At 42.2% G+C, this 23,894-nt stretch carries 25 protein-coding genes and 1 pseudogene; 17 read left to right on the top strand and 9 right to left on the bottom strand.

What is annotated here, in order from left to right; genetic code table 11:
- Window positions 1–334 precede the first annotated feature (334 nt).
- From MHB63_02480 to MHB63_02470, 3 genes are all read left to right on the top strand, one after another.
- Window positions 335–2,029 (top strand): methyl-accepting chemotaxis protein, encoded by a 1,695-nt coding sequence (locus tag MHB63_02480; protein ID MEK3805453.1) that lies wholly within the window; start codon window positions 335–337, stop codon window positions 2,027–2,029.
- 189 nt (window positions 2,030–2,218) lie between these two features.
- Window positions 2,219–2,950, top strand: coding sequence for a GntR family transcriptional regulator (locus tag MHB63_02475; GenBank protein MEK3805452.1), 732 nt, complete (start codon window positions 2,219–2,221; stop codon window positions 2,948–2,950).
- Between the two features lie 72 nt (window positions 2,951–3,022).
- Complete coding sequence (locus MHB63_02470; protein MEK3805451.1) at window positions 3,023–4,369, top strand: GntP family permease; 1,347 nt, start codon at window positions 3,023–3,025, stop codon at window positions 4,367–4,369.
- Between the two features lie 129 nt (window positions 4,370–4,498).
- Here the strand turns inward: MHB63_02470 and MHB63_02465 are convergent, their stop codons facing one another.
- Window positions 4,499–4,822 carry a hypothetical protein gene (locus MHB63_02465; GenBank protein ID MEK3805450.1) on the bottom strand — a complete coding sequence of 108 codons (324 nt, stop codon included), beginning with the start codon at window positions 4,820–4,822 and terminating at the stop codon, window positions 4,499–4,501.
- Between the two features lie 38 nt (window positions 4,823–4,860).
- Window positions 4,861–5,790 (bottom strand): bifunctional oligoribonuclease/PAP phosphatase NrnA, encoded by a 930-nt coding sequence (locus MHB63_02460; GenBank protein ID MEK3805449.1) that lies wholly within the window; start codon window positions 5,788–5,790, stop codon window positions 4,861–4,863.
- A 100-nt stretch (window positions 5,791–5,890) separates the two neighbouring features.
- On the opposite strand from MHB63_02460, the gene MHB63_02455 reads away from it, so the two are divergent.
- Complete coding sequence (locus MHB63_02455) at window positions 5,891–8,701, top strand: DEAD/DEAH box helicase (protein MEK3805448.1); 2,811 nt, start codon at window positions 5,891–5,893, stop codon at window positions 8,699–8,701.
- Between the two features lie 19 nt (window positions 8,702–8,720).
- On the opposite strand, the gene MHB63_02450 is transcribed toward MHB63_02455, so the two are convergent.
- The 3 genes from MHB63_02450 to MHB63_02440 form a co-directional block, all read right to left on the bottom strand.
- Complete coding sequence (locus tag MHB63_02450; GenBank protein ID MEK3805447.1) at window positions 8,721–9,131, bottom strand: (deoxy)nucleoside triphosphate pyrophosphohydrolase; 411 nt, start codon at window positions 9,129–9,131, stop codon at window positions 8,721–8,723.
- A 48-nt stretch (window positions 9,132–9,179) separates the two neighbouring features.
- Window positions 9,180–9,845: a GIY-YIG nuclease family protein gene (locus MHB63_02445; GenBank protein MEK3805446.1), complete on the bottom strand. Its 666-nt coding sequence runs from the start codon at window positions 9,843–9,845 to the stop codon at window positions 9,180–9,182.
- 102 nt (window positions 9,846–9,947) lie between these two features.
- Window positions 9,948–10,487 (bottom strand): GNAT family protein, encoded by a 540-nt coding sequence (locus MHB63_02440; GenBank protein MEK3805445.1) that lies wholly within the window; start codon window positions 10,485–10,487, stop codon window positions 9,948–9,950.
- 106 nt (window positions 10,488–10,593) lie between these two features.
- Between MHB63_02440 and MHB63_02435 the strand changes: the two genes are divergently transcribed.
- Complete coding sequence (locus tag MHB63_02435; protein ID MEK3805444.1) at window positions 10,594–11,577, top strand: DUF3231 family protein; 984 nt, start codon at window positions 10,594–10,596, stop codon at window positions 11,575–11,577.
- Window positions 11,578–11,641: 64 nt separating this feature from the next.
- Here the strand turns inward: MHB63_02435 and MHB63_02430 are convergent, their stop codons facing one another.
- Window positions 11,642–11,995, bottom strand: coding sequence for a YciI family protein (locus MHB63_02430; GenBank protein MEK3805443.1), 354 nt, complete (start codon window positions 11,993–11,995; stop codon window positions 11,642–11,644).
- Window positions 11,996–12,334: 339 nt separating this feature from the next.
- Window positions 12,335–12,925, bottom strand: coding sequence for an MEDS domain-containing protein (locus tag MHB63_02425; GenBank protein MEK3805442.1), 591 nt, complete (start codon window positions 12,923–12,925; stop codon window positions 12,335–12,337).
- A gap of 156 nt (window positions 12,926–13,081) precedes the next feature.
- Here MHB63_02425 and MHB63_02420 point away from each other — a divergent pair, with 156 nt between their 5' ends.
- The 7 genes from MHB63_02420 to MHB63_02390 all read left to right on the top strand — a co-directional run bounded on the left by MHB63_02420 (window position 13,082) and on the right by MHB63_02390 (window position 18,577).
- On the top strand, window positions 13,082–14,404 hold the full coding sequence (locus MHB63_02420) for a hypothetical protein (GenBank protein MEK3805441.1): 1,323 nt from the start codon (window positions 13,082–13,084) through the stop codon (window positions 14,402–14,404).
- Between the two features lie 54 nt (window positions 14,405–14,458).
- Window positions 14,459–15,223, top strand: coding sequence for an aminoglycoside phosphotransferase family protein (locus tag MHB63_02415; protein ID MEK3805440.1), 765 nt, complete (start codon window positions 14,459–14,461; stop codon window positions 15,221–15,223).
- A 12-nt stretch (window positions 15,224–15,235) separates the two neighbouring features.
- Window positions 15,236–16,009 (top strand): Cof-type HAD-IIB family hydrolase, encoded by a 774-nt coding sequence (locus MHB63_02410; protein ID MEK3805439.1) that lies wholly within the window; start codon window positions 15,236–15,238, stop codon window positions 16,007–16,009.
- Window positions 16,010–16,026: 17 nt separating this feature from the next.
- Window positions 16,027–16,410, top strand: a complete 384-nt coding sequence (locus MHB63_02405; GenBank protein MEK3805438.1) for a hypothetical protein — start codon at window positions 16,027–16,029, stop codon at window positions 16,408–16,410.
- A gap of 703 nt (window positions 16,411–17,113) precedes the next feature.
- Window positions 17,114–17,602 carry an NUDIX domain-containing protein gene (locus MHB63_02400; GenBank protein ID MEK3805437.1) on the top strand — a complete coding sequence of 163 codons (489 nt, stop codon included), beginning with the start codon at window positions 17,114–17,116 and terminating at the stop codon, window positions 17,600–17,602.
- A gap of 18 nt (window positions 17,603–17,620) precedes the next feature.
- Window positions 17,621–18,130 (top strand): GNAT family N-acetyltransferase, encoded by a 510-nt coding sequence (locus tag MHB63_02395; GenBank protein MEK3805436.1) that lies wholly within the window; start codon window positions 17,621–17,623, stop codon window positions 18,128–18,130.
- A 30-nt stretch (window positions 18,131–18,160) separates the two neighbouring features.
- Complete coding sequence (locus MHB63_02390) at window positions 18,161–18,577, top strand: hypothetical protein (protein ID MEK3805435.1); 417 nt, start codon at window positions 18,161–18,163, stop codon at window positions 18,575–18,577.
- A 40-nt stretch (window positions 18,578–18,617) separates the two neighbouring features.
- Here the strand turns inward: MHB63_02390 and MHB63_02385 are convergent, their stop codons facing one another.
- Complete coding sequence (locus MHB63_02385; protein MEK3805434.1) at window positions 18,618–19,643, bottom strand: NAD-dependent epimerase/dehydratase family protein; 1,026 nt, start codon at window positions 19,641–19,643, stop codon at window positions 18,618–18,620.
- 148 nt (window positions 19,644–19,791) lie between these two features.
- Between MHB63_02385 and MHB63_02380 the strand changes: the two genes are divergently transcribed.
- Window positions 19,792–20,292: a DinB family protein gene (locus tag MHB63_02380; GenBank protein ID MEK3805433.1), complete on the top strand. Its 501-nt coding sequence runs from the start codon at window positions 19,792–19,794 to the stop codon at window positions 20,290–20,292.
- A gap of 236 nt (window positions 20,293–20,528) precedes the next feature.
- Here the strand turns inward: MHB63_02380 and MHB63_02375 are convergent, their stop codons facing one another.
- Window positions 20,529–20,657 (bottom strand): hypothetical protein, encoded by a 129-nt coding sequence (locus MHB63_02375; GenBank protein MEK3805432.1) that lies wholly within the window; start codon window positions 20,655–20,657, stop codon window positions 20,529–20,531.
- Between the two features lie 110 nt (window positions 20,658–20,767).
- On the opposite strand from MHB63_02375, the gene MHB63_02370 reads away from it, so the two are divergent.
- The 4 genes and pseudogenes from MHB63_02370 to MHB63_02355 all read left to right on the top strand — a co-directional run bounded on the left by MHB63_02370 (window position 20,768) and on the right by MHB63_02355 (window position 23,794).
- Window positions 20,768–21,565, top strand: coding sequence for a GNAT family N-acetyltransferase (locus MHB63_02370; GenBank protein MEK3805431.1), 798 nt, complete (start codon window positions 20,768–20,770; stop codon window positions 21,563–21,565).
- A gap of 23 nt (window positions 21,566–21,588) precedes the next feature.
- A pseudogene (locus MHB63_02365) lies at window positions 21,589–22,587 on the top strand (HD domain-containing protein).
- A complete protein-coding gene (locus tag MHB63_02360; GenBank protein ID MEK3805430.1) occupies window positions 22,584–23,246 on the top strand; it encodes an HAD family hydrolase in 663 nt (220 codons plus the stop codon). Before MHB63_02365 ends, MHB63_02360 begins: the two are co-directional and overlap by 4 nt.
- Window positions 23,246–23,794: a hypothetical protein gene (locus MHB63_02355; GenBank protein ID MEK3805429.1), complete on the top strand. Its 549-nt coding sequence runs from the start codon at window positions 23,246–23,248 to the stop codon at window positions 23,792–23,794. The genes MHB63_02360 and MHB63_02355 overlap by 1 nt, the downstream gene beginning before the upstream one ends.
- Window positions 23,795–23,894: the final 100 nt, after the last annotated feature.

The following is a 23,894-nucleotide window of genomic DNA, read 5'->3' as shown; positions in this document are numbered from 1 at the left end:
AACCCCTTGCTCCTTATCAACATGAAAGCCCTGAGTAACCAGGCAGCGGACTGGACAAGATGATGGTTATAACGAGGGGAAATATAACCCTTCGAACAGATTCGTATAAGCTGAAGGGTCAAAAAGAGAGAAGATATGATCCTTCAAGCATGTCCAGGAGAGCTAAAAGGTCATAAGCCGAGGAGATATGACCATTCAGGCAGGTCAACGAGAGCTAAAGGGTCACAAGCACAGAAGATAAGAAGCTAAAACTTATTTAAACCCCCTCCCTTACAAATCCACTTCCTTATACCGATACAAAACGAGTAGGTATTGTGACTGGGGGAATAAGAAAATGAAAATAACGATCATGTTAAAGGTGATAATGACTTCTGTACTTGTTTTATCCGGGGTCACCATCATCAGTTTGGTTCTTTTGATATCATCATTGATCAACCGGCAGGAAGCTTTTGACCGTCAGCTTGAGTATCAGAACCTGGCTGTAGAATTAAAGGAAGCTTCCGATTATTTAACCAATGAAGTTAGAAGCTATGTTCAGTTCGGTGAAAGGGAACATTTTGATAACTATTGGGAAGAGGTCAATGAAACTAAGACAAGAGACAGAGTGGTTTCAAGGCTTGAGGAATTAAATACCCCAAAGCCGCTGCTTTCACTTGTGGAGGAAGCAAAGCAAAAATCGGACACGCTGATTAATCTTGAAGATGCTGCAATGAGTGCGGTGGAAGAAGAAGAAGACTTGGACCAGGCAAGGTCGCTTGTGTTCGGAAAAGAGTATGAACAGGGCAAGTCACAGGTCCTGGTTCCGATCGAAACGTTCCAAAAGGATTTAGCAGGTTATGCTGCTCAATATTCAGAAGATCTAAGCAGGAAAATGACTGTCTATTTGGTTGTTACTGGAGTAAGCATTCTCACACTGTTGATTGTCATCATTGCAGGCTTGTTCATTTTTATGAGGAAAATAAATCCTCTTAAAGAGATGACCGCTATCGCTCAAAACGTTGCAGATGGAAACCTCTCTGCAGGACGCGCGGAGAGCTCGTCTAACGATGAGGTGGGGATTCTCGGTCAATCCATCAATACAATGGTGGACAATTTAAGAGGATTGATTGAGGAAATCGGACAGGCCTCAGAGCAGGTGGCAGCCAGTGCTGAAGAGCTGACAGCGAGCTCAGAGCAGAGCAGTTCGGCAGCGGAGGGAGTTACAGGAGTTACTCAGGAGCTCGCATCCGGATCAGAAAAGCAGCTTCAAGCAGTAAGGGAGGCATCGGGTTTTATTGAAAAGATGATACATAGCGCAGAACAGATGTCAGACCGTGCCGAGTCCGTTTCTGCTTCAGCAAGAAGCACATCTAATAGAGCGTTGGATGGAAACCAGTCGATCACGGTGTCTGTTAAGCAAATGACGGCCATTAAGGAAAATGTCAGCGGACTTTCTGTCGTCATTAAAGAATTAGGGATACGATCGGATGAAATCGGCAAAATTGTGGACGTGATCACAGGGATTGCTGATCAAACGAATCTTTTGGCGCTGAATGCCGCAATTGAAAGTGCACGGGCAGGAGAGCATGGAAAAGGGTTTGCGGTTGTAGCGGATGAAGTCCGTAAACTTGCTGAACAATCAGCATCATCTGCCCAGCAAATCTCAAGCCTGATTACGTTGATCCAGGATTTTACTCATCAGGCTGTAACCGGAATGGAAGAGACTACAAAAGAAGTATCTGCGGGGCTCGGCATGGTTTCGGCAGCAGGACATTCTTTTAAAGGGATTATCGAGTCGACAGAAGAGGTCGCCGATGCAGTTGAGAACATGTCGGTCCTTGTAAAACAGCTTGTGGACAACTCTGAAAAAGTATCCCGCTCCACGATGACCATTTCCCATGTTGCCGAAGAAACGCTTGATGGAGCTCAAACAACAGCAGCGTCAACGGAGGAACAGCTTGCCTCGATGGAAGAAATCGCGGCTTCGTCCAATATGCTGGCAAATTTGGCAGAGGATCTTCAGCGGGTTCTCGCAAAATTCAAGGTGTAATCACCTCCTATAGAAAACCGAACCTGAATTCAGATAGACTGGTTCGGTTTTTTCTTTTCTGATACTAAATCAATGGATAGTGTATTCTTATTAAAAACAAATTCTCATAAGTTAAGCGTTTGCAAAAATAAACTTTCATGTTACTATGCTTGTATACAAGTATACTTGTCTATCAATTGAGGTGACCTTATGGAGAACAACACAGAATTCATGTACCCGGAAAAATGGATTTTAAAAGCTTCCATCGGGGATCGCATCACATCGGAGCTTCGGATGCGTATTATTTCAGGGTTAATTGAAAGCGGAACCATTCTCTCTGAAAATAAGATAGCTGCTGATTTTTCTGTAAGCCGTTCACCCGTTCGTGATGCAATGAAGACTCTCGCATCGGAAAATATGATTCGGTTAGAACGGATGGGGGCAGTTGTTGTCGGACTGTCTGAGAAGGAAATTCAGGAGATATACGATGTTCGGCTGCTGATTGAAACGTTCGTGTTCGAAAGGATTGTCAAAGAAGATACAAAAGATCTGGAAAGAGAGCTTCATAAAATTGTGGAAATGATGAAGGTTGCAATCAAATATCAGGATGCAGATGAATTCTCTTTTCAGGATGTCCTTTTCCACGAAACCATCATCCGGTCTGCAGGTCATTCCTATATCATGATGATCTGGAACAATTTAAAGCCTGTTATGGAAAGCTTGATCCTGCTTTCAATGCGGGCCAGGTTCAGGGAGAAATACGAAGATTTTGAAAGGATCCTTACTAATCACGAACTCTATATCAATGCGATTGCAACAAAGGACCGTGAGCTCATGAAAATGTCGCTGCATCAAAACTTCGATGATGTACAGGGCAAAGTCGATGACCTTTGGATGTCTCAGGAACTGCTAAATAAAGGTGTCGGAGAAAGAGAAGAGTAGAATGCGAACATCATTGAAATTGGTACAGCGAGTACCAGGCACTAAAAAAAAATCATCTGGAGGAAGTAAGAAATGCCTTTAATTATAGTTGGAATTGGAATTATAGCCTTATTGGTACTAATCATGGGCTTAAAACTAAATACGTTTGTTTCTTTAATCATCGTATCATTTGGAGTAGCACTTGCACTTGGAATGCCTCTTGAAACAATCGTCAAAACGATTGAAGCCGGATTAGGCGGAACACTTGGACACCTTGCCCTTATTTTTGGTCTTGGTGCAATGCTCGGTAAATTAATTGCAGACGCAGGCGGCGCCCAGCGTATTGCTATGACTCTCGTGAATAAATTCGGTGTGAAGAATATCCAGTGGGCTGTTGTCGCTGCATCTTTCATCATTGGTATAGCTCTTTTCTTTGAGGTTGGACTTGTCCTTTTAATTCCTATCGTTTTCGCCATTGCAAGACAATTACGAGTTTCCATTCTCTATCTCGGTATCCCGATGACAGCGGCTCTGTCTGTAACCCACGGCTTTTTGCCTCCTCATCCGGGTCCGACTGTTATAGCAGGTGAATTTGGGGCGGATATTGGCCAGGTTCTTCTTTACGGAATCATTATTTCCATTCCAACGGTTCTATTGGCAGGCCCCGTTTTTACAAAAATTGCGAAGAAGATTGTTCCTGATTCGTTCACGAAGACTGGAAGCATTGCCTCTTTGGGAGAACAAAAAACGTTTAAGCTTGAGGATACACCAGGTTTTGGCATCAGTGTATTTACTGCTTTGCTTCCAGTAATCCTGATGTCCATTGCAACCATTATTACTCTGGTACAAAACACAGCTGGAGTTGCAGATAATAGCTTCCTGGCCGCCATTCGGTTTATCGGTGAAGCCGGAACTGCCATGCTGATTTCCTTACTGTTTGCCGTCTATTCAATGGGACTTGCCCGAAAAATTCCAATGAAGCAGGTAATGGATTCTTGTACGACCGCCATTACTCAGATCGGTATGATGCTTCTGATCATTGGAGGCGGCGGTGCTTTCAAACAAGTATTGATTGATGGCGGTGTTGGAACCTACGTAGCCGATCTTTTTGAAGGAACTTCCATGTCACCCATCCTGCTTGCCTGGGTTATTGCAGCAATCCTTCGTATCTCGCTGGGATCTGCTACTGTGGCTGCGTTAACAACAGCCGGTCTCGTTATCCCAATACTGGGCACAACTGACGTAAACCTGGCTCTAGTTGTATTGGCAACAGGCGCAGGCAGCCTGATCGCTTCCCATGTAAATGATGCAGGTTTCTGGATGTTCAAAGAGTACTTCGGCCTGAGCATGAAAGAAACATTTGCCACTTGGACCTTGCTTGAAACCATCATTTCAGTAGCAGGACTTCTATTTATTCTGTTGCTGAGCCTGTTTATTTAATTACACATGTAAAGGCGGTAGGACCATTGGTTCTATCGCCTTTTTATTTTGGATCAGTTACCTGCTCAATTAAGTAGAATTTATTCTTTTGAATATTCTTACAGGATGTATAAAATTAAGATATTAAAGTTAAATTTTGTAATCCTCTAATTTCGAAAAAACAGAATCAAACTCATTTCTTTCAATCAGATCCAAAATCACCTTGCAAATTCGCTCCCTGCTCGCGATATCGATCAGGATCATATTGCTTCCCCATAAATAAGCACCATGTAAACATTCCCCAGATTTATTATTTTTCTCACGCAAACTTTGAATGTTTTTATAGGTAAAAAAAGTGGCTGTCCATTTAGAATCATCTGATAAGGTTACGATTACATCGAGATTTGCATCTTCTGAATTCCATTCTCCTTCTGCCCATTCTTCTGCTACAATCCAAATATGTATTGCTTTCAACTGTTATCCCTCCAATCTACATATGAACACTTGAGGATTTATCTTGTTTTTCTCAACCCCTCAACCATCTCATCCGCTTCCTCCCACGATGAAAGCAAGGCACCGGCTGCCAGCCTGTGTCCTCCACCTCCAAATTTCTTCGCAATTTCGTTTACAGGAATCGTATTTGAACGAATTCTGACTCTGATCTTACCGTCCTCCTCAATGAAAAGTACCCAGATGCGTGCAGGTATGTATGCGGTAAGGGCATGTATCAAAGGCGCTGCTTCAGAGGAATTGAGACCAAGGTTCTCAAGCATGTCCTTTGTTACACGAAGACTTGCGATTCCTTCTTCAGTTACCTGTGCGCGGTATGAGACAAATTGTTTCCATTTCGAAAAGTCAGTGCCGCTCTTCTTCATCAGACGATGGATGCGATCTGGTTTAAAGGCGAATTTTTTTATCTGTGAAACAATCCTCAACGTCCGTTCACCGGCCATTCCATTCTTAAGCATGCCTGTATCTCCCATTATTCCTGCATACAATGCAGCAGCTGCTTCATTTGTCAGATTAAATGTCTCCGGATAGGAAAAAAACAAATACGCCAGCATCTCACACACCGAACTATAAGAAGGGTCGATCCAGGACACATCCCCATAGTACTCTCCATTAGAATGATGATCGATTTTTACGAGCGTTTTACCCAACAGGCAGCGTTGATCACTGATTCGCTTCGTTTCCGCCGTGTCACAGACAATGATAAGAGCATCCTTGTATTCATGGTCTTCAATCACATCCATGCTGCCGATCCATTCAAGGTTCTCTGCGTCGCTGCCGACAGCAAAGATGTTCTTTTCGGGAAACGACTGCTGCAGCGTTTTTTTCAGAGCAATCTGTGAACCGATGGCGTCAAAGTCAGGATGGATGTGGCGGTGGATGATGATGTTGGGGTGAGTGGTGATGGCTTTTAAAATGTCTGATTGGTCCATAGATTACACCTCATTCTCTCAAGTTATCTATAAAAAGATCTACATATTTTTTCCTATATATAGTAATATTTTACTTACTAATGATGTCAGGAGAATGGTGATGATTGTAGAGGAAAAGCTCATTGTGAATTCGGATAAAGGGAATCTTTTGAAAGAGCTCACAGACTCGCTTTTAGAGTGTGAACGGTTTTATTTTAGTGTAGCATTTATTAACTTCAGCGGTCTGCAGCTTTTGCTGGATTCGTTTAAAGAAGCTGAGAATAGAGGAATTAAAGGGAAGATTATTACTTCTACCTATTTAAATTTTACAGAAGCGAAGGCACTTAGAAAAATTTCTGATTTTGAGCATATTGACTTAAAGGTTTTTGTGACAGATAAAGAGATTGGTTTTCATACGAAAGCTTATATCTTTGAGTATTTGACCCATTACAAAGTGTTCATTGGCTCGTCAAATCTGACGCAAAGTGCGTTGAAAAGCAACATTGAATGGAATGTAAAAATCATTACGAAAGAGGAAACGCATTTCATTAGGGATGTCCTCAGCGAATATCAATCTCTCTGGGAAAGAAGCGCAGAGGCAGATGAAGCCTTTATTAAAAGATACGAGGAATTTTTACAAAGAGTAAGTGCTTTTACGAACAAACAAAGCTTAGTTTATGAACATACAGAATACATCGTTCCAAACCGTATGCAAAAGCGCGCAATGGAGAACCTTGAGCGATTGAGATCTTATGGTGAAACGAAAGCGTTGGTGATTGCTGCAACGGGAACCGGAAAAACCTTTATGTCTGCATTTGATGTGAAAAATTTCAGGCCCAACAGGATGCTTTTTATTGTGCACCGAGAAGAGATTTTGAAAAAAGCGAAGGAAACCTTTGAAAAGCTAATTGTCAATGAAGCTAAGACGTTCGGCCTTTTAACTGGAAACATCAAACAAAAGCACGCGGATTATGTGTTTACAACGATACAGACATTATCAAGATGCTATCAGGAATTTAGACAGGATGCATTTGATTACATCATTTATGATGAAGCGCATCATGCGACTAGCCCAAGTTATACAGCCGTCATGGACTATTTTCAACCGTCGTTTACACTTGGAATGACCGCGACACCTGAAAGAAGTGACAACCACAATGTTTTTGAGTTATTTGATCATAATGTTGCAATAGAAGTCCGTCTTCACGAAGCACTTGATGATGAGCTGATTATCCCTTTTCATTACTTCGGAATTACCGATATTGAATCGGTTGATTTAAGTGATGTGGATATTGATAACTTTCAAGAGGTAACAAAGCGGCTCAAGGTTAATGAACGGGTAGACTTTATTCTTGAACAGATGCTGTTTTACGGACATGATGCAGCTAAGCGGAAGTGTCTAGGTTTTTGTGCGAGTGTAGAGCATGCGCATTACATGGCAAATGAATTCAATAATAGAGGGTATAAGAGTGTGGCACTCTCTGGAAGTGATTCCGTTGATGTGAGATCCCGTTATATACAGCGTTTGGAAGACGACGAAGATGAGCTAGAAGTCATTTTCTCTGTTGATATTTTTAATGAAGGTGTAGACATTCCTTCTGTTAATTGTGTGTTGATGCTAAGGCCGACAAATTCACCGATTGTTTTCATCCAGCAGCTAGGTAGGGGACTGCGTAAGCATGAAAGTAAAAGCTTTCTCACAGTTCTTGATTTCATTGGAAATCATAACAAAGCCTTCCTAATTGCCTTAGCTCTAAATGGAAGCAGGTATTATGACAAAGAAAGTTTAAAGGTAGCGATTGTCACGGATTTTGCCAATATTCCCGGATGTACGCATATCCAAATGGACCGCATCTCACAGGAACGGATTCTAGAGCAAATTGATAATGAAAACTTCTATTCGATGAAGTATTTGAAAGAAGAGTACTTCGAATTTAAGAGAATGAACAATCAGAAGGTTCCTAAGTTCTTGTTAGATTATTTTCTGTTTGACGGGGCACCGGATCCGATTAAATTTATTAGAAAAGAAAAAACCTATCTTACGTTTTTATCGAAGGTTGAAAAGGTTGAGGAGTTTAAGGTGCTACTTTCAAACGAATCATTCGAACGTGCGCTTCGGGAGCTTTCAGATAAACTGCCGCTGAAGAGAGTTCATGAGTTTGTCATCCTGCGTTCATTGCTAGAAAGAGAATACCTTACCCTTTCAGAGACAAAACAGGAAATGCTTAAAGTAGTGGAGAGTGTCGATGAGGACAGTTTATTGCATGCTTTTCAATGCCTGCAACAGGATTTTTACGACTCTGTTCAAAAGAAAGGAAAGCTGCAGCTATGCTCATTCGAGGATGGAGTGCTGAGGAAAACACAAGCTTTTCATGATTTACTGTCAGACGAAACGTATAAACCCTATTTGGAGGACGCTATCTATTTCGGCATTTTCAGATACGAAAAGGAATTCACTCAAAAAAACTATGGAGTGCCTCATTTTAAACTGTATGAACAATATCAAATGATCGATGCAGCTCTTTTATCCAATTACAGAAAAATTCATAGTTCATTCCGAGGCTCAGGCCTTCTCACGAACGGAAACGATTATTTCCTATTTATTGACCTGCACAAAGAAGAGGATATTAAAGAAAGTATCAACTACCAGGATAAACTTGTGAATGAAAGGATGTTCCAGTGGCAAACGCCAAATAGTACAGCGCAAAGCTCGGAACGGGGAAAGAATATCATTTACAACACATCCAGAGGAATTTCTTTGCATTTATTTATTCGAAAGTATAAAGAGATTGATGGAAAGGTAGAGCCTTATATTTACATTGGTAAAGGAAATACGGTGGAGTTTGAAGGAGAAAAGCCAATAACGGTTCAGCTTCAGCTGGAGCACGAGCTCCCAACTCCGCTTTATACGGAATTCGTGGTAAAAGTATAGTCTTCTCGCTATGAGAAGACTATTTTTCATATATAAGCGTTTCACTCACCAAAGCTTCTACAGCAGGAATATCAGCCGGAGCCCAGTTAAGCGACAGTAAATTCTCACGCTTCAGCCAAATGAGAGCCGAGTGCTCGCTTGGAACAGGTGTCCCTTCAATCACTTTCGCTTTCAAGCAAAGCAGTGTGATAATAAATGTGTCGTATTCATGCGTATATTCGTGAAACAAACCAGATGTTTCAATCTTACATCCAAGCTCTTCATCAATTTCTCGAACGAGCGCTGTTGATAAATCCTCATCCTTTTCAACCTTGCCGCCAGGGAATTCCCACATGTTTGGAATGGCCATCTTAGGTGATCTCAAGGCGCAGAGGATTTCATTTTGTTCATTTTCAATAATGGCTGCGACTACTTTTAGTGATTTTTTCAAGGATGGAATCCTCCTTTAAACTTTTCCTATCATTCTATCATATCAATTTCATCCTATTTTTCTTAATACACCATTCTTCACTAAATTTTGAATAGCTCTATCGTTTTTATATCTAAAGTAAACGAGAAGGCGGTCGAGATCTTTCTTTGTAATAGCGTTATCCGGGATCAGCAACTCATAATGTCCTTCAAGTCTTCCAATTAGGGTTTTGACATACTCGATTTGCTTTTTAGTCAAGGGTTCAATCCTATTAGAATTAGAAGAATCATCAATCTTATGAGATTCCATAATAGTGAACTGTATTTCATCTGAGTAGTCACCTTTTTTAATCCATTCAAGATCATTTTCAGATAAAGAAAACCATTCTCCTTCTATCCTTTTATTTGCAAAATATCGGTGAAACGCTGCTTCTGTTTGATGGTGATTTCCTGACTTTATTAGGAAAACAAGTTCATTCTTAAAAGGCAGTTTTACTCCGAATACGTTCATTCTTTTCTCAATGTTCTTGGTTTTTCCGATTTTAAATGAACCATTCATATGCTCTTGAACAAAATATACATATCCTGGTGCCTGACCAGGAGGAAATGGCTTAGTGGTTATATCTTTAAGTATATTTTGATCTGTTTGAAACAAATAAATCTTTTGTGGATGTTGGGTTGCCACACTTTGAATTTGGTTAGCAGTAAATAGTTTTCCTAAAAGTTTCTGAATCAAGTCATTCACGCCTTTCACGATCAATAAAATGCATTTATAGGACTATTGTAATATTTTTGAAAGGTGAATGACAGGGATTTTTGGTTATTTTAACCTAATTGTTTAATCCCCCGGATTCAAAACCGCCAGCATCACATGATCCTCCCATTTCCCATTAACTAGCACGTTTTTCTTTGCCAGTCCTTCTTTATGAAAGCCAGCTTTTTCAAGGACGCGGATGGAGCCGATGTTGTGCGGCATGACGCCTGCTTCGATCCGGTGCAGCTTAAGCTCGCCAAATGCATACTCCAAAATCAGTTTGACGGCTTCTGTTGTATAGCCTCTGCCGTTGTGGTCCTTGTCGAGAAAGTAGCCGAGGACAGCGCTTTGGAGGGAGTGGCGCATGACCTGGAAGAGGCTGATGGTGCCGAGCAGCTCATTGGTTTCGTTCAGATAGATGCCAAATTGATATTCGGCGTCTTTTTTTGCTGGGTTTTCGTAGTCTTCTATCATTTTTTGCTGGGTTTCCAGGGTGTAAAAATCCTCTGTGCGAATCATGGAGTATTGTTCAAAAAAGGCACGGTTTTTAAGCTGCAGCTTTAGTCTCTCTTCCGCATCCGGTTTTGTAAAAGGTCTTATGTGAATTCGGTTGTTCCTGAGCATATGTACGTCATCTCCTTCATTCTGTATTTTAGCAGTTATCATAAATAAAGAATATTTTATGAGGTTATACTAGACGTGAAATTTTAAACTCGGGAGGAACCTCACTGTGAAGAAGCAGCTTGCCTCATCTGAAATCGGAAATCTTTGGATGACCTATCAGCAGAAAACGATGTTTGCACGGATGCTTGAGCATTTTTTACATACGCAGGAAAATGAAAAAATTAAGCAGCAGCTGCAAAGCTTTTATGATCAGGAGACTGCTTTTATCCATGAAATCAGCGGGATCTTTCAGGCTGAGAAGATTGTTACGCCAGTGGGATTCAATGACAGCGACGTGAAGCCTGATACGCCTCGGCTGTATGATGAGTATTTCGATATTCTTTTTCTTAGAATTATGATGAAAGTGACTATAGGGCTGAATGCAATCCATCTTAGCATGACTTACAGAAGCGACATGTCTGATTTGTTTATGAGGATGTCAGCTGCCTCACAGCAGACTTACACAGATACGACTCAATTTTTGCTTAATGAAGGCATTTTGACGAGACCGCCTATGATACCAATGCCTGAAAAAGTTGAGTTTGTGAAGGAGAAAAAGTACATGGCACGCTTTGATGCGTTCAGTGAGAAACGGCCGCTCAATGCTATTGAACTCTCGCTGCTCTATCAGGGCATTGAGACCAATATTCTGGGATTTCAGCTATTAAAAGGTTTTGAGCAGGCTTCAGATGACAAAGAGCTGGAGCAATATTTTAAAGAAGGAAAAGATCTCGCCAAGCAAATCATTGAATCGTTCAGTGAGACATTACTGAAAAGCGATATTCAGCCTCCAGCTGTTTCGTGGGGAAATCCTACATTTTCAGAGACATCCCCTTACTCAGAAAAAATGATGATGTACCTGACCAACTTGCTGAGCAGCTTTGGTCTGACGAGCAATGCCCTCGGAACTTCCTTCAGCCTCCGGTCTGATTTGCCTGCTAAAATGTCGATTATTGCAAAAGACATTTTCACCTATGCCAAAAAGGGAGGCAAGCTCATGGTCAAACATGGGTGGATGGAGGAGCCTCCGCAGACATCGAGGCAGAGCTGAATACATGAAAAATGAAAGCACTGCAAATTGCAGTGCTTTTAACATGTTTATACTTGTTTCGTGCTCACTCAAATACTTGGCGCAATTCAATCTGACCTTCTCCGTGTCCTTGCGGGTCCGGCATTCTCAAGGCCCATTTGACGGCTTCTTCCCTTGACTCCACATCGATTAAAATAAAGCCGGCCACTAAATCAGTTGATTCTGTAAACGGCCCTTCTAAAATGACTGGATTTTCTCCCGGTACAGGAAACGAAATGCGGATGCCATTTGGGCTTGGATGCAGTCCTTTAGCAGCCACCCTTACGCCTGCTTCTACTAATTCCTCGTTATATGCCGTCATGGCTTCCATTAGTTCTGAGCTTGGAAGATTTCCGGCTTCTGAATTTTTTGAGGCTTTGACAATCAGCATGAACAGCAAAAAAATCGTCCTCCTTAAATAACTGATATTTGTAAAGTTGATTGGATAAAACTCACTTAACATTTTCGTTATTGAGCCATTTTATCCTCTTCATCTGAGTTGGAACAGCCTATAATAATTGGAGGGGATGTCCCTATAATTGTGTAAAAGGCCCTGCTTTTTCGCTTTTTGATAACCTATAAATTGCTCCAGGTGATTTATAGGGAACCAAATTCGCTTATTGAAACCTTATAAATTGCTCCAGCTGATTTATAGGGAATCATATTTGCTTTTTGAAACCTTATAAATTGCTCCAGTTGATTTATAAGATACCGTTTTTTCATAGAAAACAAAAACTGCTCAGCATCTATCGCACTGAGCAGTTTTTTCTGGTTTTACATAACTTTCTGAAAATCGAAATTGATTATCTGTCATGATATATTTATGGCTTTGTTCAAGTGCAGCGTTAGCATCGTCTGTCAAAGATGCATCTCGGTAGGCACAGACAGACAGGATGTTTTCATTTAGCACAAACTCGTCAGATGTAGTTTCAAAGCTTTCCAGCAAGGCTGCATCAGACATGTTTGACATCCACTCCACGTGCGCCCACGTGCGCAGACGAACATTTTTATCTGAGAGACTGCCTAAATCTCTGTCAAAATAAGCGAGAATGGATGCAATATTGAATTTGGAATTTCCTGAATAATAATCAAAGTTGTTCACTAACCTGATTGAATTCTGTTCTTCTTCTGTAAAATGATTCTCTATATAATGACTTACTTTGCCTGAAAGTTTCATGCTTTCAATCAGCAGAATCTGATCGTTTTTCTTAAGGCCGTCCTGAATATATGAAGCTACCTTCTCTAAGTAGATTTCTTCATCCTTAAAGTGGTAATACACGTGTCCTTCGTTCAAATCAGTCAAGGTAACGGGTTTATAAAATGTCTTCATGTTCTCACCCCTGTTCCACTCAAGCGTAACACACTTGGAGGAAAATAGCGAACGGGTGGTCGTGTCACCCGCCATCTTTAAAGAATCTTAACAAGGAAATGGCAGGTTCATGCAGAATATAGGGTGTGGGAGAAAACAGCTGAACGGAGGAGTAAGATGAACCAGCCAAAAGCATACGGGACGTTTTATAAAAACCGGAATTTAACGTTCCGGGAGTCGGCATATTTGCAGTTTGGAAGCAGTGAAACCTCGATTGGAAGCTTTCTTATGCTCAACCCGGGAGGTGCAAGCTGTGAAGATGTCAGAAACCTGCTTCATGGCGAGCGTATTTTTACAGAAATGGCCCTTGATCCGACGATGCATCAGATTGTCAGGCTGATGGAGTCCTTTAAACCGCTTGAACCCCTAAACGGAAGGGTGCATCTCTTCAATCTGTTTACTCTTCAGAGCACAAAGGATAAAGAGGCGATTTCTCATATCGAATATCTGGGCGGAAGAGGAATTGTGAGGATTGAGGATATGGTCGCATCAATTGAAGAGCTGAAGCGCCACCCATGGATCTGCATTGGCTGGGGCGTAGGGGCTTCGGATTCACATACATTTTTAAAGCAGCTGAAAGGCAAATGGCTTGAGCGGATTAAATCGGCTGATATTCCTTCTTTTGGAAAAATAAATCCTTTTGGCGACTATTATCATCTTTGTCCGCAGCTTGTATCAAGGAGAAATTTGCTCGCTGAAGAGCTGAGGGATATGTATGTTCAAAAAGTGAAATCTTCCGCATTGACTGAAGTGACGGAATTTACGTCTTCAGCCGTAAAGCCAAACCTTTATTGCGGGTCTGAGATGGATTTACATGAATCCGGAAACGGATGGAGTATTTCAAGTCAAAATCCAGAACGGATTGTAAGAAGCTATTCAGGACTTGCCATTCGGAAGGGGTATAAACTCAGGGCCTATTCATACAAGGCTGAAGGCGAATCATCTTCTGTTGTTTATGCGATTCCGCACGACAAGGAATTAACCATGCCTGCAGAAGTGATTGCGAAGGATGAAACTCCGAAACCCCAATGTCCGTCGGATCATTTTATGTGCGCGTTAGATGGTGACCGTTCTCCGCTTTCTTATCTCCAGGCTGCAGTCGCCTATCATGAGCTCGGGGAGTTCGGCATCAGCCGTCAAACCTGCTACTGGAGTGCAGACGATATTCTGCCGCTTGATGAAAAATTGTATGAACAGGCAGACAGTGTTGTGGATTATTTGTACACTCTTGGCGACTGGAATGAATTTAAAACGATTCCGCCAACGCTGAGACCAATTTTTTATTATGAAAATGATCACCCGACTGTCGTCTTCTACACCAAAAACGATGTGGGCATGATCAAGCTCAGCCGTTACACCCATACTTTTGAAAAAAACAGCTATAAACAAAAGGTACTATGTGAGGAGCTCGCTTTTGCGGGGATTGGGATTTTGTTTTAGGCGGCGGTAAGCAGACTTAAACCACAGGAGGCGGACAACATAGCTGAAACCGTATTGGGTACAGGCAATACAGCCAAGGTCATTGCGCGTGATGGCGGGACAGTGGCAAAAGTGTTTCACAGACACATTGCTAGTGATTTTATTGAATACGAATATGCGATTTATAAAGAAATAGCAAAGACTCCATTACAAGTGCCAAGACTTTATTCTTTTGAAAAAGAGAAGCATGCTCTGATTTTTGAACGCATTAATGGAAATTCACTGATGGCTAAGATGAAAAGCAATCCGCTTTTCATGCCGATTCATATGAGGCGGATGGCAGAATGGCATGCAGACATTCATCAATGCCGAGATCTGTTGCTGCCTGTTCTCACAGACAGGCTAGCTTCGCGAATCAGTCGTTGCAGTGACTTGACCGAGAGTGAAAAAGAGAAAATACTCTCTCATTTGGACGGGCTCCCTGATCATGAAAGAGTCTTATGCCACGGTGATTTTCATCCTGACAATGTTCTGATGACTAAAAAAGGACACGTCATTATTGACTGGGCGGATGCAGCGGCTGGAAATCGGCTGGCGGATATCGCACGGTCCGTTCTTCTTATTAAGTATGGCGGGCTGACTTCGAGTCCGGTTCAAAGAATGTTTCGCCGTCTATTGGCGGGACATTATGTAAGGTGCTACAGAAGAACAGGTCCATTTAACATGTCAGAGCTTCAAAAGTGGATTCTTCCTGTTGCAGCTGCAAGACTTTTTGAGAGTATCGGCGAAAGGGAAAAAGAGTCGCTTATGAAGCTGATCCATGCAAGAATAAATGAATAAAAGGAGACTGGCATGACTTACAAGATCGTGTTTTTTGACATCGATGGAACAATTACGCATCATGAGAACGGGACTATTTCTGAACCGACCAAAGCAGCTGTAAGAATGTTGCTTGAGAAGGGGATTACAGTAGTTGCAGCCACGGGCAGACCCCTGTCGATGTGCGGTGAATTCATGGAAATGGGGATTGAAACCTTTATCACTGCAAACGGCGGGTACGTAAAGCATAAAGATGAGATCATCCATAAGGTCCCTCTGGACAAAACGATTGTGAAGGAAGTAGCGGCATTTGCAGAAAAAGAGAAGCATGCTCTTTCTTTTTATACGGAAGATTTCAGGATGAACGGCATACAAAACTCATCCATTTTATGCGCATTGAAGGAAACGCTTTCGCTGACTGAATATCCCGGCGTTCACTCTGCCCCTTCCCTTGAAGAGGTGTTTTTGCTGTGTTTATTTGCGGGGGAAACAGAAGCGGATCTATATAGAGAAGCTTTTCCACATCTGACTTTTAGAAGATGGCATCCTTATGTGCTGAATGTCCTGGATAAGGATGTCTCAAAATCTCTTGCTATTTTAAAGACGCTGGAATACTTCCGGTGCGAGCCGGCTGATGCCGCTGCCTTCGGTGACGGTGACAATGACATCGATATGATTGAACTTGCTGGCCTTGGGATTGCAATGGCAAACGGCAGCTCAGGAGTAAAGAAAGCGGCTGATTTTGTTACAAAGAAATCCGGGGACGATGGCGTCGTTTTTGCACTGAAGAAATACGGGATTATTTAGATAGAAAGGAGTATCCAATGGTGTCTTTACAGTTTTTACACCGTGCGCTATTAAACTCTTGGTCTTTAAATTCAAGCTCCAAATGGACTCCAGAAAATCCGGCAAAAGGGCAGTGTGGAGTAACAGCTCTCGTGGTTCATGATCTTTTAGGCGGGGAGATCAAGAAAACCAATGCAGTAGAGGGATGGCATTTCTATAACGAGATTGACTCTGTCAGGGTGGATTTCACAGCCTCTCAATTTGAGGGTGACGTGCAGTACGATGACATTCCTTCAAGCAGAGAAGAAGCGTTAGCGGATACGAATCAGCTGCAGTATGATGATTTGAAGAAGAAGGTAGTTGAAGAATTACAGCGGATGGAATCTTACCCTATAAAACCGAGAAACGAATTTATAGGGTAAGCAAAAGGCGGAATCGTACCCTATAAAACGGAAAAACGAATTTATAGGGTAAGCAAAGGCTTGAATCGTACCCTATAAAACGGAAAAACGAGTTTATAGGGTAAGCAAAGACCGGAATCGTACCCTATAAAACCGAGAAATGAAATTATAGGGTAAGCAAAGGCCGGAATCGTACCCTGTAAAACCGAGAAACGAATTTATAGGGTAAGCAAAGGCTTGAATCGTACCCTATAAAACGGAAAAACGAATTTATAGGGTAAGCAAAGGCTTGAATCGTACCCTATAAAACGGAAAAACGAATTTATAGGGTAAGCAAAGGCTTGAATCGTACCCTATAAAACGGAAAAACGAATTTATAGGATAAGCAAAGGCCGGAATCGTACCCTATAAAATCGAGAAACGAATTTATAGGGTAAGCAAAGGCCGGAATCGTACCCTATAAAATCGAGAAACGAATTTATAGGGTAAGCAAAGGCCGGAATCGTACCCTATAAAACGGAAAAACGAATTTATAGGGTAAGCAAAGACCGGAATCGTACCCTATAAAACTAAAAAGCGAAATTATAGGGTAAGCAAAGGCCATAATCGTAACCCATAAAAACGAGAAACGAAATTATAGGGTAAGCAAACCCACTAATCGTACCCTGTAAAACGAATTTATAGGGTAATGAACTCCCGATAAAAACAAGAAAGGCGAAAAACCATGACCTACCACATGAGAGTTAGAGCAGGCGGTTTAATCATTGAAGATGATGCCGTTCTGCTTGTTGAGTTTCACGATGAGAACGGACTGCATTACAATTTGCCTGCCGGCGGGGTGGATCCCGGTGAGACGGTAAAGGATGCCGCGCGACGGGAAGTAAAAGAGGAGACGTCTGCTGATGCAGAGGTCGGGCCGCTCGCTTTTGTTTATGAGTATGCCCCGCATCTGAATGCTAGTAAGTACGGGGAAACTCATTCCATAGCACTCATGTTTGAATGCAGGCTGCAGAAAGGTTCTGTTCCGTCGATGCCAGCAAACCCTGATCCAAATCAGACGGGTGTCAGGTGGGTAAAGCTTGCTGATCTTGATAAGGTGGTGCTGTATCCAAACCTTTGCGGGCATATCAGATCCTATTTGGAAAACAAGAGAAACATCGAATTGATTGAGGAGCAGTCACTGGAGGACTATGATTCTGCGATCATGACATGAAAAAGGAGTACATACAGCGTGAGAACAGATTTGCACATTCGATTGGCTGAACCAGATGAGAGCAGTCACATTATAAAATTGCTAAGAAAAACAGCTCTATGGATAAAAGAACAGGAAATTAACCAATGGAGCTATCTATTGGACGGCGGAGAAGATGAAGAGATTGTCAGATGTATAAAAAACAAAGAAACCTATGTTGTTCAGCAAAATGACAAACTTGCCGCAACTTTTACTCTGTATCCCTCTCAAAATGAATGGGATCAGGAGATATGGGGACACCAGGAGGAAAACGCGGTATACCTTCACAAGCTTGCAGTTTATCCCGCCTATATGAAACAGGGAATCGGAAATGTCATCCTGTCATGGATTCCGGAGGCTGTCAGAGCTGACTTGATCAGGCTTGATTGTGTAGCCGATAATGAAAAACTAAATGCTTTTTACAAAGAGAATGGGTTTGAGCTGATCGGAGTAACAAAAGGGCACAGCAAATATCAAAAGGAAGTACATAAAAAGCCCCCTTTGTTATAATAGGCGATATGGATGGAAGGGAGTGCTCCTATGCTCTACATATGGACGATTGAAAAAATTATTGAATCAGAGTTAAAAGAATTAAAGATTTATATCGATTATGAATTTGACAATCAGCTGCCTGCCCCTATGAGCTACAACATTTCAACCAGGACGCTTAAATTTAATTATCTGCAGATAAACGGGTACAGAGGAAAGATAAGGGTCAGAGAAACCGATGAAGACTTTGTCAGACTGATTCTTTACCATACTGTCGGGTACTACCTTGATTATCAGAAAAACAAGCATGATATCCGGACGCTCGTTTACGGCGGGGATGAGGAAAAGCAGGAGCTCTTGTCCCAAATTGAGAGAAATGCCTGGGAGTACGGCAGAAGCCTGGTGCCTGAGCGTTTGATCGAATCATATGATAAGATGCGGGAGCTTGACAGTTTGCTTGTTAAATAAGGAGAAACGGCCATTCCTTTTGGGATGGCCGTTTCTGTTTTCAGAGCTTTAGTTTCTTTGACCATTTTTGCAGCAGTTCCTTTTCTTTCTCCTGGGAAATTCCTGCTTTTCGATCGGATGATTCCCGGTTCTTTTCCCAGTCATAAACATCGCGGATGGTCTCAGTGAGTGATCTGAACGTGAGACCGGCTCCAACGGCTTTTTCTATACTGATTTCAAACGTTCCTTTCCAAGGGTCATTTTCACCTTCAAGGGGAAACCGTTCAGGAATCCATAAAGGCATATCTGTCCATGGTTTTATGTTGTTTTCAAGAAGGAAGGCTTCGTCTGCCCAAACGAAGTCTGTCGTGGTGGATGAGACCGATTTGCAGGTTTTGAGGATGTCTTCCATTGTCTCTTTTTGACCAGTGGCGTTGTAGGTGCCTCCCCTTCCTTGAAGAATCATATTGAAGATCCACACAGCAAGATCTCTTACATCAATCATCTGCACGGGACGGTCCGGACGGCCTGGCACAATGGCCTGCCCTCCTTGTGATACCCTCTGAACCCAATAGGGAAGCCTGTCTGTGTAATCAAACGGCCCGACAAGCTGGCCTGCTCTTACATTCAGCACCCGTCCCGGCCAGTGCTTTTCAGCCTCTTCTTCACTAAGTGCCTTCAGCGCACCATAATGTTCATATGGGGATAGCGTTCCTTTCTCGCTTTCCGCAAGCTTTTCATCCGAAATCGTCTGCAGCGGATAGTCTTCCTGAATACCGGTGGGAATCCAGTCCCTGTAAACAGAAATGCTTGAAATGAAGGTGTAATGACCGATTTCTCCAAGGAACTCTGCCGTTTTTCTGATATGATGCGGAGCAAAGCCGGACGTGTCAATGACAGCATCCCATTTTCGGTTCCCAAGTCCCGTCATATCACCGTTTCTGTCTCCGGTCAGCTGCTCAAGCCCGGGAAAAAGATCTTTGTTTGTGCCGCGGTTAAACAAGGTAACACTATAACCCCTGTTTAAAGCCTCTTCTGTAAAAGCTCTTCCGAGAAAACGGGTTCCGCCTAAAATCAAAATGTTCATTTTCATCCCTCCCGTCATGTTCATACCATTCTCTGTTATTAACGGTTACCCCTTTTAAAAAGATACGGGGAAAACAAATAAAGGAATTTTTTGTTTTTAAAAGAAAGTATAAAACGTTAGTCTCCAATAGAAGAGGGAGGTGCAGCGGATGCGTGACGTTCCATTGTTAAAAGGATTGATTGCGGACCTTCAACAGTATCCCGACCAAAAAATAAGTAAAATTCCGTCTGACGGAAGCTGGTCACTTGGACAGATGCATCAGCATCTTATTGAGGTTTCGCTTGAGTATTTAGAGAATGCAGAGGGGTGTGAGTCAGTTAGTGCAGATCCTGCTTTGAAAAAGACTGATGAAGGCAAGAGGCTGTTTGAGCGGGGAGAATTTCCTCCCATTAAAATAAAGCTGCCTGATCTGCCGGGAAACACACCGAGCAATAACCGCACAAAACAGGAGCTTTTGCAGGGGCTTCTTGAAGTGGAGAAAAGAATGGAGCAGCAGGAAAAGAGAGCAGCGGAAACGAACCCTGCCTGCAAACAGCGTCACGGCGGGTTTGGCTGGCTGAATGCGGAGGAATGGTATGCGCTTGTTGACATGCATCTTCGCCATCATCTGAGGCAGAAAAAAGAAATTGAGCAGAAAATTGGACTTTAATTATTGGATTGAAATTTTCTTTCAACGCAAAAAGGACTGATTCAGCAGTCCTTTTTCATGGCTAACGAAATTATGAAGAATAATAGGCTGCGGATACCATAGTAAAGTTGTCCTCATCCAGCTCCAGCCCCTAGATCCTCTGTCAGAACAAATCCGTCAAAAAAGTCAATAACGGACTTTCTTGACGGATTCTTATCTGCCTATCGGATCTGACCAAGGCGCTTCCGCTTTTGGCATTAATACTCGATTTCGTCATAATCCTTCGGCTGCGGGACGGGCTGTCCATTTTCAACGCGGGTAATGTCTTTTACCGTTTCCATTTCTTCTTGTGATTGCGGTTGGTTATTTTTGTTTTCTTTTTTCATAAGAGGCTCCTTTTTTTAAAAATCGATCTGTATTTACTGTTTCTTAAGGTCAAGAAAATATGCAGGTTTATTGTTGAATTTGTCACTGAGTAACCGGAAGAGGTGTACATATGTCATCTGTAGTAACGAAAGAATTGGCCGTCATTCTTGATGAGTCGGAGATTAAGGCACTGGAATCGAGACTTAGAGCTATACAGAACATGCAAGGGAATCCAATGGACGTTGCCATAAAAAGAGTTGAAAGCACAGCTGCATTTTCTGTGAAAAATATTCCCGGACCAGCCTATAACACGGTGAGAGGTGCTTCGGTCGAAACGCTGGATGACATTCTGCGTTTTTATGAAGAGCGGGAAATTCCTGCAAGGTTTGAAGTGACTCCTGCTCAATCTTCCCCGGAGCTATTCAGAAGCCTTTCAGCCAGAGGCTTTTTTCAAAGCGGTTTTCATACAGTGCTGTATGGGGAAGCGAAGACTCTTCCAAGCAGACCGATTTCGGATATCAATTCTTTCCCTCTTGAAGCCAGCGAGTTTGATCTGTTTGGGGAGATTTACACAAGAGGCTTCGGCATGCCTGATTTTTTAAAGCAGCCAGTTGCACAGAACAATCTGGTTCTTCATGGCCATGAGGACTGGCGGTTTTATCTGGCAGGTATCGAAGGCAAAGCTGCCGGAATCGGTGTGCTTTTTATGAAAAACGGCATTGGTACTATGGCTGCTTCAGCTGTCCTGCCGGAGTACCGCAAACGCGGAGTGCACCGTGCGCTGCTTGCTGCAAGAATAGATGAAGCGAAACAGCATGGCTGCTCCATCATAGCCGGACAGTCTTCATTTGGAAGCGGCAGCCAGCGGAATATGGAACGCGCCGGGATGAAAATTGCTTATACAAAGGCGATTTGGGATCCTTTTTAAGGACGAAGCAAGGAGGTTTTGTGTTGCTGATTAAAGACAGTATTTACGGTGAAGTAATAATAGATGGTGTTTTAGAAGAACTGATTATGAGCGGACCTCTTCAGCGGCTGAAGGGAATTCATCAGGGCGGGGCCGGATACCTTGTTAATGAAAAATGGAATGTTACCCCGCTATGATCATTCTGTCGGCGTTATGCTTTTAATCCGCATGCTCGGAGGCACTCTTGAGGAACAAATAGCAGGATTGCTGCATGATGTTTCCCACACTGCGTTTTCGCATGTAGCGGACTATGTGTTTGAAAACAGGGATGAGGACTACCATGAGATCATTTTCCGCTCAGTAGTAGAAAGCTCGGAGTACCTTCTATTCTTGAAAAGTATCGGTTCGATTACAGAGACATCCTGCTGGATGACTCCCAGTGGCAGCTGCTCGAGCAGCCGGCACCGGATCTCTGTGCAGATCGAATGGATTATACGTTAAGAGATATGTTTGAGTATGGTGTGATTTCTTCTGATGAAATCAACTGGTTTTTAAAAAAAGTGACGATTGCAGACGGGAAAATAGCTGTGAAGGATATTCAGTCAGCTGAATGGTTTGTGAAAACCTACTATCAGGAGGTCATCGATTTTTTTATGGATCCTCTGAATATATACGCCAATGACATTTTGTCCAGAGCGTTAAAAGCAGCCATGTCAAAGGGTTTCATAACTCGTGATGATTTTCTGGAAGATGATGAAGAACTGATGTCACAACTAAGGGCTGTAAATGACAGAGAAGTAAAAGAGCTCATTTCAAAACTGCACGCTCATGTAAGAGTTATGGAAAATGAACTGGAATACGATCTGCACCAGAAAAACAAAGTCCGGATCATTGATCCCTTGACGCTTGATGGCGCAGAATTCAGGAGGGCTTCTATTTTATCTGAAGCTGTGAAGAAGATGACCTCTGAAGCGTTGCAGAAAGCCTTAAGCGGGATGTATGTAAAAATTTTGTCCGATAAAAAGGGGACCCATGCGATATGAAACCGGCACTGCTTTTATTCGACCTTGACGGCACTCTTTCTGATCCTGGGGAAGGTATAACTAAATCAGTTCAATACGCCCTTTTAAAGATGGCAATCGATGAGACGGATTTAAAAAAGCTGGAGGGATTTGTGGGCCCGCCTCTGCAGGTTTCATTTGCTGAGCATTATTCTTTTTCAGAACAGGAAGTTGAAAAAGCGGTCTCTTACTACAGGGAACGCTTTGTAGAGAAAGGCATGTTTGAAAATAAGGTATATGGCGGCATTCCTGAACTTTTGAGCGGGCTAAAAGGAGAAGGGTACAAGCTAGCCGTTGCCACCTCTAAGCCAAGTGTGTTTGCTGAAGAAATTCTGGGATTTTTTCAGATTGACCGCTTCTTTGATTTTGTTGCAGGCAGCAGCCTTGACGGTACAGGAGCTTCAAAAACCGAAATTATTCTTTCTGTCATGAATCACTTTCAAGGAGTACAGAAGGAAGAAATGGTGATGATCGGGGATAGAAAGCATGACATCATCGGTGCTGTTAACACAGGCATTGGCTCGATTGGTGTGACCTATGGGTATGGATCCAAGGATGAGCTTGAGGAAGCGCGGGCAGATGTCATTGTTACATCTGTACAGGAGCTGAGGAATTTGCTGGTTGGAAAGAAGGGAGTTTAATGTTATATCATCCGAAATGGAGCAAAGCAAAGAAACGTTTAATGAGTTTGGTATGCGAATCTTTGCATTCAAGAGTAGATTTTCAAGTGATTAATTATCGAAAAGCACACGACCAGTTAGGTAGAGCTGTCATAAGTGTTGATAAAGTAGAAAAGTTAAGTATGTGTACAATTACTGCCGAAAGAGAAGAATATTATAGAGAAAGAGATATTCGTATTCAATTAGACGATTTTAGTTATGATAATGTTTTTAATAATCGAGCAATCCAGGAACGAGCTCAAGAACAATTAAATATGGAAGGTATTTATGCACAATATGATTTCTTTTCTGCTGTGGAAGAATTTTTTAATTCACCAATTGAAGTATCTCTAAAGTCGAATGATATGTTAATAAAAATATTGTGTATCTTGGACCGTCGTGTAGGGAAAAGAACTTTACGTAAAATGGAAGAATCTATTTCTGAAGAAAAATCATTAGTTCAGAATTTTTATAAATTACGTTGTGACGCAGAAAATATACATTTTAGAACAGAAAAAGAACTTCCATAAAACAGGAAGTCTTTTTCTGCGTCTTATCAACGTTCAACTTTAACAAAGCCTAAGACAATTGAAGAATTGTAAAATATAGCAGTGTTATTCTCCTTTTTGT

It is taken from the genome of Bacillus sp. FSL H8-0547 (genome assembly GCA_038002745.1).
Taxonomy (GTDB): Bacteria; Bacillota; Bacilli; order Bacillales; family Bacillaceae; genus Bacillus_P.
The sequence above is the reverse complement of the archived record's forward strand: the minus strand, read 5'-3'. Positions and strand labels throughout refer to the sequence as shown.